Origin of the sequence: Neolewinella marina (assembly GCF_002631205.1) — a bacterium.
Classification (GTDB): Bacteria; Bacteroidota; Bacteroidia; order Chitinophagales; family Saprospiraceae; genus Neolewinella; species Neolewinella marina.
In genome coordinates this window covers 1,323,302-1,339,656 of the sequence record NZ_PDLO01000001.1, presented here as the reverse complement: position 1 = coordinate 1,339,656, position 16,355 = coordinate 1,323,302, and the positions used below count along the sequence as shown (strand labels likewise).

Annotated in this window: 17 protein-coding genes; 15 read left to right on the top strand and 2 right to left on the bottom strand. The window is 55.3% G+C overall.

The annotated features are described in order from the left end of the window. The first annotated feature begins 301 nt into the window (after positions 1–301). From CGL56_RS05505 to CGL56_RS05480, 6 genes are all read left to right on the top strand, one after another. A complete protein-coding gene (locus CGL56_RS05505) occupies positions 302–463 on the top strand; it encodes a DUF4160 domain-containing protein (protein ID WP_099105464.1) in 162 nt (53 codons plus the stop codon). A gap of 72 nt (positions 464–535) precedes the next feature. Beyond that, positions 536–1,051: a helix-turn-helix domain-containing protein gene (locus CGL56_RS18335; protein WP_209280240.1), complete on the top strand. Its 516-nt coding sequence runs from the start codon at positions 536–538 to the stop codon at positions 1,049–1,051. A gap of 280 nt (positions 1,052–1,331) precedes the next feature. Next, positions 1,332–2,417: a Fic family protein gene (locus tag CGL56_RS05495; protein WP_099105463.1), complete on the top strand. Its 1,086-nt coding sequence runs from the start codon at positions 1,332–1,334 to the stop codon at positions 2,415–2,417. Between the two features lie 167 nt (positions 2,418–2,584). Then, complete coding sequence (locus CGL56_RS05490) at positions 2,585–3,058, top strand: Crp/Fnr family transcriptional regulator (protein ID WP_099105462.1); 474 nt, start codon at positions 2,585–2,587, stop codon at positions 3,056–3,058. A 79-nt stretch (positions 3,059–3,137) separates the two neighbouring features. Continuing rightward, positions 3,138–3,548: a DoxX family protein gene (locus CGL56_RS05485; RefSeq protein WP_099105540.1), complete on the top strand. Its 411-nt coding sequence runs from the start codon at positions 3,138–3,140 to the stop codon at positions 3,546–3,548. 653 nt (positions 3,549–4,201) lie between these two features. After that, a complete protein-coding gene (locus CGL56_RS05480; protein WP_099105461.1) occupies positions 4,202–5,860 on the top strand; it encodes a serine hydrolase domain-containing protein in 1,659 nt (552 codons plus the stop codon). A gap of 148 nt (positions 5,861–6,008) precedes the next feature. Here CGL56_RS05480 and CGL56_RS05475 read toward each other — a convergent pair whose 3' ends face one another. Further along, the gene (locus CGL56_RS05475) at positions 6,009–7,256 is read right to left on the bottom strand and encodes a hypothetical protein (RefSeq protein WP_099105460.1); all 1,248 of its coding nucleotides are present in this window, start codon (positions 7,254–7,256) and stop codon (positions 6,009–6,011) included. 604 nt (positions 7,257–7,860) lie between these two features. Here CGL56_RS05475 and CGL56_RS05470 point away from each other — a divergent pair. From CGL56_RS05470 to CGL56_RS05435, 8 genes are all read left to right on the top strand, one after another. Further along, positions 7,861–9,723 (top strand): erythromycin esterase family protein, encoded by a 1,863-nt coding sequence (locus tag CGL56_RS05470; RefSeq protein ID WP_099105459.1) that lies wholly within the window; start codon positions 7,861–7,863, stop codon positions 9,721–9,723. A gap of 77 nt (positions 9,724–9,800) precedes the next feature. Continuing rightward, complete coding sequence (locus CGL56_RS05465; protein WP_099105458.1) at positions 9,801–11,438, top strand: beta-N-acetylhexosaminidase; 1,638 nt, start codon at positions 9,801–9,803, stop codon at positions 11,436–11,438. 46 nt (positions 11,439–11,484) lie between these two features. Continuing rightward, complete coding sequence (locus CGL56_RS05460) at positions 11,485–11,934, top strand: hypothetical protein (protein ID WP_099105457.1); 450 nt, start codon at positions 11,485–11,487, stop codon at positions 11,932–11,934. 13 nt (positions 11,935–11,947) lie between these two features. Continuing rightward, positions 11,948–12,829, top strand: coding sequence for an amidohydrolase family protein (locus CGL56_RS05455; RefSeq protein WP_099105456.1), 882 nt, complete (start codon positions 11,948–11,950; stop codon positions 12,827–12,829). 78 nt (positions 12,830–12,907) lie between these two features. After that, positions 12,908–13,375, top strand: coding sequence for a DUF2975 domain-containing protein (locus CGL56_RS05450; RefSeq protein WP_099105539.1), 468 nt, complete (start codon positions 12,908–12,910; stop codon positions 13,373–13,375). Between the two features lie 78 nt (positions 13,376–13,453). Further along, positions 13,454–13,867 carry a phage tail protein gene (locus CGL56_RS05445; RefSeq protein ID WP_167641464.1) on the top strand — a complete coding sequence of 138 codons (414 nt, stop codon included), beginning with the start codon at positions 13,454–13,456 and terminating at the stop codon, positions 13,865–13,867. 107 nt (positions 13,868–13,974) lie between these two features. Continuing rightward, positions 13,975–14,568: a CHAP domain-containing protein gene (locus CGL56_RS05440; protein ID WP_099105454.1), complete on the top strand. Its 594-nt coding sequence runs from the start codon at positions 13,975–13,977 to the stop codon at positions 14,566–14,568. Between the two features lie 156 nt (positions 14,569–14,724). Further along, on the top strand, positions 14,725–15,291 hold the full coding sequence (locus CGL56_RS05435; RefSeq protein WP_143470622.1) for a hypothetical protein: 567 nt from the start codon (positions 14,725–14,727) through the stop codon (positions 15,289–15,291). Between the two features lie 83 nt (positions 15,292–15,374). Here CGL56_RS05435 and CGL56_RS05430 read toward each other — a convergent pair whose 3' ends face one another. Next, the gene (locus CGL56_RS05430) at positions 15,375–15,920 is read right to left on the bottom strand and encodes a hypothetical protein (RefSeq protein WP_099105452.1); all 546 of its coding nucleotides are present in this window, start codon (positions 15,918–15,920) and stop codon (positions 15,375–15,377) included. Positions 15,921–16,027: 107 nt separating this feature from the next. Between CGL56_RS05430 and CGL56_RS05425 the strand changes: the two genes are divergently transcribed. Continuing rightward, positions 16,028–16,354 carry a DMT family transporter gene (locus tag CGL56_RS05425; RefSeq protein WP_099105451.1) on the top strand — a complete coding sequence of 109 codons (327 nt, stop codon included), beginning with the start codon at positions 16,028–16,030 and terminating at the stop codon, positions 16,352–16,354. Position 16,355: the final 1 nt, after the last annotated feature.

The window sequence follows — 16,355 nt, the reverse complement described above, 5'->3', positions numbered from 1 at the left end:
ACAAGCCATATGCAAACCATTGGAGTGAAAGGCTACACTTCGTTCCGCCTTCCACTCCAACGTGAGCTGCCCACAGGGTGCCGGACGAAGGACATTTAAAAATTGCCCTTCATCCAACACCTTGCCTTCGGCAACTCCAGCATTTGAAATATTTTTTGAGGCTACGCCTCAACATCATTCCAAATCCCGGAGCTGCGTGGGCATCTGACGCTCGGCGCCAGCAAGCCCCCATCACTCCGGATGACAAACTTGCAAAGCAACTAAAAAGACCCTAACTTTGTTGTCTAGCCAGACAACTTAGATGCCAACCTTTTTCACCTTCTATGGTATCAAAATTCAGTTGTTCCACAATGATCACGCTCCGCCACACTTTCATGCGGTTTCAGCTGAATACGAAATATTGATCAATATTAAAACCTTAGAAGTCATGGAGGGCAACATGCCAAAGAACAAGCAAAAATAAATCATCAGTTGGGCGGAAGAAAATCAGCCTATCCTGATTGAAATTTGGGAGGCCCTGCAAAAGAGATAAGTCATGAAGACATTGCCGCGTGTGTTAAAGATTACAGAAATTACGAAGGGGAAGATTTTCTGTGTGTTCAATACTGGCGAATACAGAATTGTAGATCTTAAAAAATTTGCCGCTGATTATGAGCTGACGAATGACTTGCGGTTACAAAAGCTTATCAGCAACCAAGAAGAATTGACCCAAGCGGTAGTGGATAGTGGGACACTGTCGTTTCCCTCTATCCAGCAGACGCTCAAATTATCCAATGGGCAGACATATTCGGTATCTTTTGATCTGGACCCAATAATGCTTTATGAATCAAGTGTAGAAGATATAGAGAGAGAAAAGAAAAATAGGATAGGTGAGCAGTTGAAAGCAGCCCGAAAAAGTGCCGGTATGACACAGGAAGAATTAGCTAGCCGAGTAGGAACTTCAAAAGGTTACATCAGTAGAATAGAAAACAACAGGTCGGATATAGAACTTTCCACTCTTCGTCGCATCATTGAAGTGGGCCTGAATAAAAGGCTCGCAATAACAGATTAATTATTAAAAGCCAGCGCAATATTGAGCCAGCGGCAACCGGGGCGGGGTGAATCCGGTGCCAGTCGGTGCTAGGGGTGCCCGGGTTCGTCCTGGCGTCAATGGCCCGAAAGCTTTCAATGGTCGGTTTCGGTCCATGTCGCCGCGCCGCCCCTTTCTGGGTAGGATGAAATCTTTACCTTCGAATCGATGCAGGCCCCAGCTGCGCTGTCGCCCTCGTTGTGGCCAATCATCCAGCCAAACGTGTACCAAAAATCTAATAAATGTCCCTTATATTCGCCACATGGGACACAAGGCACCATATCAACTTCCACCCCTTCCGCCGGCAACGGAGAAGATCCAAACTATAGCCACGCTCAAGAAGGCCACTACGGCCACTTTCGCGATTGCTGAACTGAAGGGGATTGCAGAAACGATCCCTAGCCAACAAATGCTGGTTAACGCAATCACCCTAAAGGAAGCGAAAGACAGTTCTGAAATTGAAAACATCATTACCAGTACGGACGAACTTTACGAAGCTCTGGCGACCAAGGATAGTGCGGTAAAGCCTCAAACTAAAGAGGTAGTCAATTATCGTAGGTCCATCATGCTTGGATTTGATATATTGAAAGACCAAGGATTTATACGGGTCAACGATATAGTCAATATTCAGAAGGACTTACTCAATAACGATGCCGGCATCAGGTCTACACCGGGTACAGTCCTGAAAAACGATGCTACGGGAGAAGTGGTTTATACACCTCCTCAAGACAAAATTGAAATTGAATCCCTGCTGTCAAACTTCATCAAATACTATAATGACAACACATTAAGAGACGGAGTGCCAGACTTAATATGGTTAGCTGTACTGCATTTCCAGTTCGAAAGCATTCACCCCTTCTATGATGGTAATGGACGCACAGGGAGAATACTTAATATCCTGTTTCTGATAATGAATGGGATGATCGACATTCCCATATTATATCTTAGCTCACATATAATCCAAAACAAGCCAGAATACTACAGGCTACTCAATCAAGTAAACAAAACTGGTGAATGGGAAGAGTGGATTCTGTTTATGCTCGATGCCGTTGAGAGAACTGCCATAGCAACAAAGCGGCAAATTCTTGCCATACGATCCCAACTAAAAGAAAAGATTCAACTTATAAAAACAAGACTACCAAAAATATACTCGCGAGAACTGGTTGAACTAATATTTGAACAGCCCTATTCGAAGATTGAATACGTTGTAGATAAGTTGGGGGTAGAAAGAAAAGCAGCCTCCCGGTACCTAAGGCAGTTGGAGGAGATTGGCGTTTTGACAAGCAAACGGGTGGGCAGAGAAACTATCTACATAAACGTGGATCTATTTACCCTACTGAAAAAATAAGAGCACTGGCCACAACACTGCGCCAGCGGCAACCGGGGCGCGGTGAATTCAGTGCCGGTAAGTTTCCGGGTTGCCGGGGTTCGTCCCGCCCTCAATGGCCCGAAAGCTCCCCTTGGTCGGTTTCAGTCCACGCCGCCGTGCCGCCCCGAACGAAAAAATCCAGACCATTGACAACAACGAGAGTACGAAAAGGTCAGATACTGCAAAGGGCGGGAGAGCTGAACACGAAGGTGTACAAGGTGAAGCGTGGACTGATCAGGAGCTACACCATAGACGAAAAAGGCAAGGAGCATATCTATATGTTCGGCCCCGAAAACTGGATTGTGGCCGATTACTGCGGTCCGCAGGAGCCATGTCAACTCTATATCGATGTCCTGGAGGATGGAGAACTCGAGGTTACTCCGAAGGAGCTACCCGTGGAGGAAATTCCGGATCCTGATGCGCTGCTGAGGCGGCTGCAGGTCATGCAGAACAGAATCGTCATGTTGATGAGCTCGACGGCGAAGGAGCGGTACGAGCATTTTGTCCAGACTTATCCCGACATCATCCAACGGGTGCCCCAAAAAATGATCGCATCCTATCTGGGCATCACCCCGGAGGCGCTCAGCAGGGTGCGGAAGGCTTTGTCCAACCGGGAATAGGCCATCTTGCTTTCTTGATCTACATCAATGCGCGAGCCTGGGAAGGTGCGGATTTTTGCAGGATAAATACAAGAGTAAAATGGCAAATCACCACAACCACAAAGTGACCAATATTGCACTTTGGACGGTCCAGGGGCTCCTGGCCGCATCCTTTCTGATGGCAGGCGTAATGAAGGCCGCGCAGCCCATCGAGGTCGTAGTGGAATCAATTCCCTCCCTGGCGTCTACTCCCGAGGGGTTGATAAGATTCATTGGGATCAGTGAAATTGCGGGGGCATTGGGATTGTTGATTCCCTCCATCTTCCGCTTCAAACCATTCTTGACCGTTTGGGCGGCCCTGGGACTTGCTTTGGTCATGGTCCTGGCCGTAGGGTTTCATGCCGTACGGGCCGAATGGCAAAGTGTCGGGGTCAATGTCATTCTGCTCCTGCTGGCGCTGTTCATCGCCTGGGGGAGAAGTGCCTGGGTGCCCGTACTTGCCAAAAGCTGACCTCAATTCGGCGGGAGACGTCAGTAAAAAGTGGGATCGGCCAGGCCTGAAAAGGACCTTGCCTGGAGCAGGTCCGAATAGGTTCCCTCCCTTACTCCAACGGAGAGGCCCGGGAGTAGGTCAGAAAATCTGTCACCTGCTCATCCTGCAGGGGAGAATGCTTTGGCTGCGCCCCGTAGAAGATAAGGGGGATTGGGAAAAGCCAGGTGACTTCTGCCGGCTCCCCCGTCCAGTCACAAGCGGTTGTTGATCAGGTTGGCCAGCGGAGATAGGGGCCTCCTTTGCTGCGCAGGATATCACGGTTAGTTGTGCAGCGGCGTTTTCCTGGTTGCCAGTTCCATCACGCCGGACGAGGAAAAGGAACTGAGCTGCGCGGCTGCCTCCGGTGGCTGCAGGTCGGTAAGCAATTGAAGCAGTCAGGGCGTGCAGACTCGACCGTCATCCAGCAGGTCTTCCCCCGCTTGTCATTTCTTATCGGCTCCTCGCAGAAGGCTTCCAGGTCAAATGCTTCGTTTTCCTTTGTGATTATGGTGTGTGACAGAAGTTATTGGTTTAAATCGAGACACATCTTCTGAAATGATCTTTGAATAACCAATGAATTGTTGGCTATGGGTTTTGTAAATTAGACCATACGCTCAAAACATCCTTTTGCCATGGTATCCAAGCGGAGCTATATCCTGCCCCTGGCAGTGCTGTCGGTGTTCCTGCTGGGTTGCTCCACTGACTCCAATCTGGAGAAAAGAGTGGATGGGGTATTTGCGCATATGGACTCCGGGGCTGAACCTGGATGTGCCTGCTCGGTCAATCATCATGGAGAACTCGTGTACTCCAATGGCTTTGGTATGGCCAATCTGGAGTACGATGTTCCAATTGGGCCCTCCACCATATTTCACGTGGCTTCCGTTTCCAAGCAGTTCACCGCCATGGCAGTCGAACTCCTGGTAAACGATGGACTGGTATGCTGGAATGACGACGTACGGAAGTACGTCCCGGAGGTACCGGACTTTGGGACACCCGTCACTTTACGGCACCTGGTCCATCACGTCAGTGGGATCCGTGATCAGTGGAACCTCTTGTACATGGCCGGCTGGCGATGGGAGGCCGATGTGGTTACCCAGAAGGATGTACTTGATATCACATCCCGTCAGACGTCCCTAAATTTCGAGCCGGGGGAACGCTTTCTCTACTCCAATACCGGCTATACCCTGTTGGCTGTGGTGGTGGAAAGGCAGACGGGGCAGTCGCTCAGGGAGTTCTGCCGGGAACGATTATTTGAACCGCTTGGGATGAATAACACTCACTTTCATGATGACCATGAAATGATTGTGCCAAATCGAGCGTGGGGGTATGCGCCTGACCAGGAAGGCTTTTTGGGATACAGGGCGTCGATACCTGATTTTGATGTTGTGGGGGCAACCAGTCTTTTTACTACGGTGGAAGATATGTCAAGGTGGGACAAAAACTTCTATACGATGGAAGTAGGTGGGGAAGATGCATTTAACCGACTGCACGACAAGATCACGCTGGCTAATGGAGATACCCTGGACTATATGCACGGCTTGGGCGAAAGTGAGTACCGGGGGGTGAAAATGCAGGGCCACGGCGGAGCTGATGCCGGCTACCGCAGCTATTTCCTCAGGTTCCCGGATCATAATCTCACGGTAACCGTCTTGTGCAATTTCTCTTCCTCCAACCCGGGTCAGTTGGCGCAGGAGGTAGCTGAAATCTATTTGGAAGAGTACATGGAAGCGCCCTTTGAAGGTCAAGTTGCTGAGATAAATTCAAACCCCGCAGGTGATCTGGATCATTTGGCGGGCTATTACGTACACCCCCTGAGTAATGATGCATACGAGATAAAACTGGAAAACGACACCCTGGTTTTCCAGGCTGGTCAGCCGTATAAGCTGATACAAACGGGCGAAAATGAATTTGTACTCGATGGGACAACCACCACCCTGGAGTTGATAGCGGGTGATGGTAGTGTAAGCACCGCCAGGTTTTTACCTGACGATGAACCACACTACAGAAAAGACAGCTGGACGCCAGAGCTTAAAGAACTTGCTGGTTTCGAAGGGGTGTTTTACTCCCGCGAACTCGATACCAAGTACCACTTCGAATTGGTGGATTCATCATTGATGTTCCATCACCGCAAAAAGGAGTCGAATACCATGCAGCCACTGTACAAAAATGCGTTCCGTCTCGACGGGGCGACGGTGCATTTCGGAGAGGATTTGACAACCTTTACGTTATCAGATGAAAGAATCTGGAATGTGAAATTCGAAAGGATCCCGGGGATGGCAGGAAATGAATAGGGAAGGGGGTAAGAGAATCAGTGTTCTGTAGTTGGTAAATGAAGAGAAGCGCACTTATCTGGAGCGGCTAACAGCATGCAACAGGAGCAATTTCCTTAACCCAACCTCATCTTTTGGTCTCCAGGGTAAGTTCAGGTCTCGTACTCCCTTACTCCGGCGCAGGCCCCCACAGGTATTGATTCCCCTGGTTCAGGTTCGCGAACTCGATCGTTACCCGTTCGCTATCCGACACCTCGCGCGTTACTTGTCCGACGATATCGTGAACGGACTCCGGTAGTTCCGTTGTTTGCCCGGCGGAGCGCGGGTTCCAAGCGAAGACGTTGTCGCCGTAGACGTCTTCCGCGTCGATGTTGACGTTATCGCTGGTTTCCACCCGGAACTCGGTGGATGCCGAAGCCGATACAGCGCCCGTCAATCCGGACTTGGCGTCAGTATCAAACGGGCCGCTCCACACGAACCGGTTGTCGCCGAAGAAGTCCTCGCTGTTGATGACTACCCCCTGGCTGTTGGAAACGTGGAAAGTCGTGGGGCTATGGGCGGCTACGGAGCTGTTGATTTCCGGAGCGTTTTCCTGGCGCCCTTCGACGCTCCAGTTGAGGATGTTGTCGCTGCCCTGGTCTTCAAAATCAATGTTCACCTCGCGGCTATTCACGATGTGGAAGCTGGTGGGTACTTCAAAGCGGATTGCGCCACCTACGCTCTGACCGGATCCAGCGGTCCAGTCGAATGTCATGTCGCCCGCGGTGTCCTCGAGGTCAATCCGTACGCGGTCGCTGTCTTCCACCCGGAACGTTAGCGGTACTTCCAGGTCCATCGCTCCGCCGACGAATGCGGCTCCACTGCGTGTGCCACCGTCCCACCTGAAGTCACTGTCGCTGATCAGGTCCTCGACGTCGATGTGGACGTCGCTACTGTTATTCACCACTTCGATCCTGACGGACAGGTTAATGCGCAAGGGGCCGCCGACGCCGCCGGTAATGTCGGCTGTACCGGCGACGGGGTCCGGTTCGGAAGGCGTGCCAACCATCCAGGTGAATGAATTGTCGCCGAATATGTCCTCCAGATTGATGTTGACCTGGCGGCTATCGGAAACCCGGATCAGCACGGGCATGTCTACCTCGAAGGCCCCACCGACGCGGCGGTTCTGGTCTTCCAGTACCTCCAGGCGCTGCCAGGTGAAGGTGTTGTCGCCGAAGATGTCCTCAATATTCAGGGTGATGTTGTTGCTCCCGCTTACTTCGATATTGACGGGCAGTCTCAGGAAGAAGTCGCCGGCATTTGCTCCGTTTGCTGAGCCCCGGCTGCCCGACCAGACAATCGCCGTGTCACTGTAGAAATCGCCGGCGACGATGGTGTCATGAGATTGTTCTGATATCCGGAGGTTTACTGAATCCACGAGGGAATAGGTACTCGCCGCCGCTTCCATTCCATTCACTTCGTCGCCCTCGCAACCGCCGAGCGTGAAGATGGCCAGGGCAAACAGCAGAGTGGAAAGGAGGCTACGGCGGCTTGGAGGGGCAGCTGGGTTGAATGGGCCTGGCCGTGACTCACTGCCGGGTTGCTCTCTTACGTCAATAATGCCTCTCACCAATTCCTCAATCACCTCAAATAAACTCACATCGATAGTTTTGCCAACCCCGCGGGTTGCATGCTGCACGGTTCTGCTTTTTTAACGGACAGGTTGCGTAGGGTGTTTGCTCGGGCACTAGGTGGACTACATTCAAGTCAGTTCTACTGAAAAGTGAATGCGGGGAAGGAGAAGCGTACAGCATACGCTGTTCAAAATGATGGGCTTGGTTACATCTTGCTTTTCAGCGACGCAGCACCAGGTAAAACAGGGCCGTTTGCGGGCGAGATATTCAGGCCCAAACAAACTCAGAACATCAGAAACCAGGTGGTTTTTCATTGTGATGTCTGAAATCCTCACCGATGTGGCACCGGCGGCCTAAATTTATTGGGGAGACTGTTCCATTGCAGGGGGTGAACCGAATCAGATAATAATGAAAGCCGCGGCGCGATACCTCCTCCTGTTTATAATGTTGACCTCCTGTGCAATTAGGGTGCCTGAGGAGGGTGTCACTGACTTCGTAAGCCGACATGCGCACCCGCTGAAGACCGTCCTGCCGGGTAGCCCCGCTGCCGACCTTCGCCCCATCAGGGACATCGTGGGAGACGCCAGGATCGTTGCCTTAGGGGAACCCACCCACGGAAACCGGGAGGTATTCCTGCTGAAGCACCGGCTGATTGAATACCTGGTAACGGAGCTGGACTTCAACGTATTTGCGCTGGAATGCCCCCTGGGCGAGGCGTACGATATCAACAGGTACGTGGTGGAGGGGATTGGTGACCCGGAAAAAGCCCTGGCGGGGATTTATTACTGGATCTGGGACACCGAGGAAGTTCTGGGACTGATCAAATGGATGCGCTCCTACAACGCTGACCCTGCCCACAAGACAAAAGTCAAATTCTACGGGTTTGACACCCAGGATCCGGAGCGGGCCGCGAGGGTCATGCTGGATTATCTGGCGAAGGTTGACCCCGATCTGGAGCAAGATGTGCGTCCTGAGTTGGGTATCCTGGCAGTGCCTTTCTCCAACCCCGAAATCATTGGAAGGCGTCAGTTCATCCCCACGGAATACGATTCCTTGTCTCTGCTGGAAATCCGGCGGGTGATGGAAGCTTTTGACCAGAACAAGGCCGAATACCTAGCAGCCTCGGGAGAAGACGAATGGACATTTGCCCGGCAGCACGCCCGACAGGTAGAGATGTACGTCGAAGCGAATAGCAACGAGGGGAAAAACTACACCAGGATCAGGGACCGGGGGCAGGCGGAGAATCTTGCGTGGATCCTGGAGCAGGAAGGCAGTAATGCCAGGATGATGGTGTGGGCGCACAACAGCCACGTTTCCAACTCGTCACGGTGGAGAACGGAATGGATGGGCACCCACCTCAAGCGCCGGTACGGCGATAAGCTCAGGATTTTCGGGTTCTTCTTCAACCGGGGGCAATTCAGGGCCCTGGACGAAGGCGTTCCCTCCGGGGGGATGCATGATTTCTCCGTGGGCCCGGCGCCGGAAGGTACTTTTGAACACCTGATGGCCACAACCCGCAACGAGGTGGCCGTGCTGGACCTCGGAGACCTTCCCAGCCAGGGTACCGTATTCGACTGGTTCGACCAGGAGAGACCCACGAGAAGCTCCGGAGGAGGGTTTAATGATGCCGAACCCGATAGCTACCTCTGGCCCTATAACCTGGCTTCGGCATTTGACGTACTCGTCTACGTGGATTCAACAACGACAGTCAGGCCCGTGGACGAATCTGATTATGATTATGTATGGCTGCTCGACCGAAAGCTGGATAAGCCCGGAAATACCGGCTTTGAACACAACCGACCCGGAGAGGCCCCGGATGGATGGGTAACCTGGTCGAAATTCAAGCGGCTGGGGGCAGAAATGGAGGTGAGTGATGAGCGCCCCTACCGCGGAAAGAACTCCGCCCGCCTGCACCTTCCAGCGGGACCCAAGTACGGGGAGATCGCGCCGAGCATCAGGCAGTATATCGATGCTGCTCCGTACCGGGGGCATACCCTCCGCCTGCGGATGGCCGCGCGGGCTGAGTTAGCGGATTCCGATGTCGCCTACATCCGCTTGGCCATAGACCCCAAAGCCCTGGATGATGCCCACGAAGGGCTGCCTCCACTCTACGACAGCCTGGACGAATACCGGATCGAATCTCCTGATTGGCGGCTGTACACGATTGATGTCGAGGTTCCCGATGATGCCCATATGATCCACTACGGTATCTACCTGCAGCATTTTGGAACGGCCTGGATGGATGATGTGCAGGTCGAGATTGTAGATTAGGCGGCCGGTGGAATGGATTTACCAACACCCGTACACCCCGCACCGCCCCAGAATCACCAGTAATCGCGCATTGCCCCATGAATAACCTCCTCTTCCTCCTCCTCCTGACCACCCTGGCCTGGGGTGCTTCTTTCCAGCTGCCAGCCCAGGATGTGAACATCATTCCGCGGCCCCAGCAAGTAGTGGTGGGGGAGGGGGGTTTCACCGTGGACGGGGGCACCCCCATCCGGGCCGGGTCGGAAAGCGAGGCAGTGGCGCGGGTCCTGCAGGACGCCATCGGCGAGCGGACGGGGCTACGGCTGGCCATTGGCGGGGACACGGGATCCCGCGCTCCGGCGGTAAAGTTCGAAGTGGATGAAACACTGGGCCAAGAAGCCAACCGGCTGATCGTGAGCGGGGAAGGAATCGATATCCTTGCTTCCGGAAGTGCCGGCTGGTTTTACGGGGTACAGAGCCTGCTGCAGTTGCTGCCGGAGACCGACCAGAGCGTGGAGTCCTTCCAACTGCCGGCGGTAACCATCGACGACGCCCCCCGCTTCGCCTGGCGGGCGTTTATGCTCGACGAGGGCCGCTTCTTCAAGGGGGCGGAGCAGGTAAAGCTGCTGCTGGACGAAATGGCGCGCCTCAAGATGAATGTATTCCACTGGCACCTGGTCGATGACCAGGGATGGCGGATCGAAATCAAAAAGTACCCACTGCTGACGGAGATCGGTAGCAAACGGAAGAGCTCCCAGGTGGGCCCGCTGAAGTGGGAGAGCCCGGTGCAGTCGGCCGAGCCGCACGAAGGATTCTATACGCAGGAGGAAATCCGGGAGATCGTCGCTTACGCCGCCGCACGGCACATCACGGTGGTGCCGGAAATCGAAATGCCCGGCCACTCCAGCGCCGCCATCGCGGCCTACCCCTGGCTGGGCACCGCGAAGCAGAAGATCGAAGTCCCCATCCGGTTCGGGGTAAGTCAGGACGTGTACGACGTAAGCGATCCACGGGTGGTCCGCTTCCTTACCGACGTGCTCGATGAAGTGATCGAACTGTTCCCCTCCAAAGTGATTCACATCGGGGGGGATGAGGTGAAGTACGACCACTGGAAATCCTCGCCCGCGGTGCGGAAATACATGGCGGAGCATGGCCTGGACACCCCCGCGGACCTCCAGGTGTTCTTCACGAATAACATCTCCCAGTACCTGGAAAGCAAGGGGAGAAGGATGATGGGGTGGAACGAGATCATGGGGCACAACCTCCACGATTATCAGGATGCGGCGGATACCGAATCCGACCAGGAGCTGGCCAGCTCCACCGTCGTTCACTTCTGGAAAGGGGATCCGGCGCTGGCTACCCACGCCGCGGAAAACGGCTTCGAGATCGTCAATTCCCTGCACAGCCGTACCTACCTGGACTACAGCTACGAAAGCATCCCCCTGTCGGAAGCGTACGCCTTCGACCCCGTCCCGGAAGGACTGGCCCCCCAGTACCACGATAACATCATCGGCACCGGCTGCCAGATGTGGGGGGAATGGATCCCTACGGACGGACAAATGCACTTCCAGGTCTTTCCGCGGATTGCGGCCTACGCCGAGGTGGGATGGACCAGAAAGGAGAACAAGGACTTCACCGCCTTCAAGGCCGCCCTGCCCGCCCTCCAGCAGCGGTGGCAGCGCAAGGGCATCTACTACGCCCCCGATACGGTGGTCGAAAGGCAGGGGGGCGGAGATTGACCTGGCCTCGCGAAACGGAAAGAAACCCGATTTTATCCAACCTGATATGAAAATACACCGACTGCAATTTTCAATTGATATCGAGGCAGAGAGATCCGCGATATGGCAAGCCCTCTGGGAGGACAGTTCCTATCGCGAATGGACCGCCGTATTCGCGGAAGGGTCCCACGCGGTGACGGACCATTGGAAAGAAGGTAGCAAGGTGCTGTTCCTCGCTCCGGATCGGAGCGGGATTTACAGCATAGTCGAAAGGCATGTCCCGAATGAGGTCATGAAGTTCAGGCACCTCGGCCTGGTGACGGCGGGGCAGGAGCAGCCCCTGGATGATACCACCCGGCAGTGGTCGGGGACCACGGAAAGCTACACCTTGACCGAAGGGGAGCAGGGGACCACGCTTGCGGTGGAGATCGATGTCCTGGACGAGCACCTCGATTTTATGAAAGACACCTTCCCGAGGGCGCTGAAAAAGGTGGCGCGCCTTTCGGTCCGCCGGTAAAACTTAGAATAGCATGAAGAATAGGATCCTGCTGCCGATATATCTGATATTCTGCCCCGTGTTGGCGTACGGGCAGGTCATCGATATGCACCTGCACGCGTACACGGAGCAGGATTTTTGGGTGGCTACCGCCCGCAACGGGTTCGCTCCGGCGGAATCCGCCCGGGACCTGCTGGAGCAAACCATTCGTAAAATGGACGAGCACGCTATTGAATTTGCGGTCGTCAGTGGCAATCTGGAAAGCCTTGCATACTATACACAGGCCGACGATCGGTTTGTCCCCAGCTATCAGGATTACGATGCAGACCTGATACCAGTAGATTCCTTCCTGACCCTGGTGAGAAACGGAGACATCCAGGTATTCGGCGAGGTGATGGCGGTTTACCACGGCCAGACCCTGAACGACGAGAAGTACCAACCCTACTTGAAGATCTGTGAGGAGTACAACATCCCGGTAGCTTATCATACCGGAGGAACCTTCCCGGGGGCCAACGCCAGCATCTGGAAAAAATTCAGGCTGTCCCTGGGTGATCCGCTACTGATCGAGGATGTACTGGTGAGGTACCCCAAACTGAAGGTAAGTTTGATGCACGCCGGGAGCAACTTCTACGCGAACACCCTGCGGATGATGGACCAATACCCCCAACTGTACGCGGACCTGGGGGTTCTGCTGTGGCTTCACCCCGTGGAGCGGGACTATGCGGTCAAATTTCTGGAGTTGGTCAAAGCCTACGGGGTGCTTGATCGGGTAATGTTCGGCTCGGACCAGATGATCTGGCCCGACGCCATCACTGAATCTATCGAATATCTGGAATCACTGGCTTTCCTGACCGAATCGGAAAAGCAGGACATCCTCTACCACAACGCGAAGCGGTTTTTGAATATGGGAGAGTAGGACCACCGGGTGACGGTTTTTCCCTAAATTGATTACCGTAAACCACGACCGGCGGTGCCGGCAAATGAATTCCAGGTCATGACCACGAAAACCATTTCCACCGGCTTGCTACAGGCCGCCATCATCCTCACCGGACTCGGCGCGGTGGTCGTCCTGGCCTGGTTCCCCCTACTGGAGGGGCGGGCCGCGAACCTGGACCTGCCCGCCATCTACCTCGACCCCTTCATCCTCTACGGCTACGCGGCGTCCGCCGCTTTTTTCACGGGACTTTACCAGGTATTCCGGCTACTGGGGTACGTACGGCGGGGGGAGTGCCCGTCGCGGAAAGCACTAGGTGCCCTGAGGATCATCCGCTACTGCGCCATCGTGTCGGCGGTGCTGATCGCGGCGGCCGGACTCTACATTAAGGTAGCCCATCATCCGGACGACGACCCGGCGGGCTTCCTGGCCATGTGCATGATCCTGATCGCGGTGGCGGTGGCGGTGGCATTCGCCGCAGGCAGTGCGGAGAGGAAATGGGGCGCCGCCGTGGGGCGGGAACCCTGAATGGCGGATTAAATTGATTTATTGGTAAATACCAACTCCGGAACATTGGCAGATGAAGCGCATAACGAAATGTGGGCCTTGCCCAGACTATTCTTTCGGATGGATTGGGGGAGCGCAACCGACATTCCGTTCCAGGAGGTCACTGGGCTGGACGCCCTGGGAAATGCGGCGTCCACCGACGATGATCTGGTGTTCACCCTGAATGGCCGCCCCGGCGCGAGAGCCGGGAGTAGCATCACCCTGATGCGCGGGGTATTCCCCAGCGGTAATGATTTCCGGGCCTGGCACGAGGAGATCAGGGCCAAGCCGCACGCCCGCTCTCCCCTGCGACTCACACTGCTGGACGAAGAGGGGAAGCCCGTAATGACCTGGACGCTGCAGAACGCCTGGCTTACCCGGATCGTCTCGGAGGATCATGTCGCGCAAGGCGAGGTAGTCATCGAACGAATGGAGGTTGCCCACGAAGGAATAACTATTGACGTGATGACCTGACCGCCACCCCCCGAATACCTGCCCGCCAGGGCGCCGTTTCAGATCACTGTTTGGCCGTCCTGTCGATCACCGGTCCGTCACGGGCCGTCATTCATTCAAACAAGCAAATGAAGACGTTTCGTATCCTGTTTTTCCTTTTTGCCCTGCTCCTGCTAGGCGTTGCCGGACTCTTAGCGGTCAATCACACCGTAGTATCCCCGGGGCGGGAAGTGGGGCAGCAAGTTGATCAACTAAACGGGGTAGCGGTGTACTACAACGGAAGGGTAGGCAACGTAACGGGCCGCAATACCACGGCGGACGGCTATAACCTGGGACTGAAGTACCAGTGCGTGGAGTTCGTCAAGCGGTACTACTACGAGCACCTGGACCACCGGATGCCCGACAGCTACGGCCACGCCCGGGACTTCTTCGATCCCTCATTGGCCGACGGGAGCCACAACGCCCGGCGGAACCTGACGCAGTACACCAATCCGGGTCAACATAAACCCCGGGTCGACGACCTGCTGGTCTTTGCGGGCACCCTCTTCAACAAATACGGCCACGTGGCCATCGTTTCCCGGGTCGCCGACGACGAAATCGAGATCATCCAGCAGAACCCCGGTCCGCAGGGCAGCTCCCGGGCAACCTTCGCCCTCAGGCAACAGAAGGGAAAGTGGTCCATCGCCAACGACCGGATCGTCGGGTGGCTGCGGAAGGAATAGGCCAGACCCCGGTCGGCCGGGTGGTGGGGTGGCTCGTGTTCCGGTTCAGGCGGGGACGCGGGTGCCCGGGCAACCATCAGGCCCCCTAAGTGGGCGGTTTCCCCTATCTTGATTGCGGCGGCATCGCTGCTTCCATTCAGATAAAACACCCATTCCATGTTATTTTCGAGGGTATTGGCAGTATTCGTCTGCTCCCTTTGGCTGGCCGGCTGTACGGTAATCCGTACGGAGAACGACACCACGCCGCCCACCCTGACCGCCTGGTTGTACAACGTGGAATCCGACCCCGTCATCTTTCGCTCGACCGATGCCGATACGGAGGTGACGAACAACTGTCCGACCAACAACGGCTACTTCGCCGACCTGGACGACAGTACGCTGGAAGTGGGCATCCTGGCCTCCGACCCGGGGGGCGTGGACAACATGAGCATCGAGGTTTCGCCCGTGCGGGTGTCGGACATCCGCAACGTAGTGGCGGTGAACAACCCCGCCCTGACGCCCACCCTGACCCAGACCGCCCCGCTGAAGGTGACCATCTCGGCCGAGTTCAGCAACCGACTCACGGGGCAAATGATCAAATTTGACGTCATGGGGATCGACAGCGTGATGCTCATCGACGCCGCGGCCGTCGACCTGCTGCTGCACCGCGCCGCCTTCGTGGACCCCGACGCCGGTACCTTCTATCCGGCCCGCGTACTGCACAGTGACCTCTGCGGAAACTGATCCGCTCATCGCAGTAATTCAAGTCACGAAAGTATAGGATTGCCTTACCTCAAGCGGCCTTCCTAAAAATCAGCACCTACCGCTCAGGGGCAGGTGACGTTCGGGTTCCAATCCTCGAACAGGCCGGCCGGATTGGCTTTCCAGGCCCATACGTGCAGCTCGAATTTGGCGAACGGTTGGGAGAAGGGATGAAATTCTATTTCTCCGCCAAACTTCGGAGGGGTGTCGCCAATCTGCAGGTATTCGATGGCCACCAGCTTGTAGGTGCCGTTGTTCCTGAGTTCGTACACCAGTACCTCGGGTTCCATTGGATTGTGCACGCCGTCGATTCTGTCATAATGGACAAAGTGCACACCCATTGCGCCTGGTCCAGAGGGATTGGATACGCAGGTCCCGGTATTTGAGAAGCCGTCGTCAATGGCCACCTGATGGTCGTGGTACTTGACGGTAGCCTGCCGGAGCTGCGCGACCAGTTTGCGGGTATTGCTTTTGCCGGCCTTGGTTTCGTACTTCTCTACCGCGGGCGCGAGGGGAGTGGGCGTTGTAAGGTCTTCGTCTTTGGTGCAGGTGGTAAGCGCCAGCAGCGCACCGACGAAGAGTGCGAAGAAAATCCGTTTGTTGTGGTTCATAGTGTGTTGAGTGGTGATTGTCCCTTAAATTACCGGGTAAAGCGTTATCGCGCAATGGGTTAGGTTGGTTTTCTGCGCTACCTTGCGCCCCGCCCATCCCCGCCCCCATGCCCTGGCTCCTCCTCATCATTGCCGGACTTTTCGAAGTGGCCTTCGCGGCCTGTCTGGGCAAGGCCAAGGAGGCCGCCGCGGGGGAGGCCGGCTGGTGGTACGGCGGATTCGTGGTCTGCCTGGCCATCAGCATGTTGCTGCTGCTGCGGGCCACCCAGCAGCTGCCGATCGGCACGGCCTACGCGGTCTGGACGGGCATCGGAGCGGTGGGTACGGCCCTGATCGGCATCCTCTTCTTCCGGGAGCCGGCGACCCTGGCACGCCTGTTCTTTCTTACGACCCTGATCGCTTCCATCGTGGGGCTGAAGGTCGTTTCCCACTGAC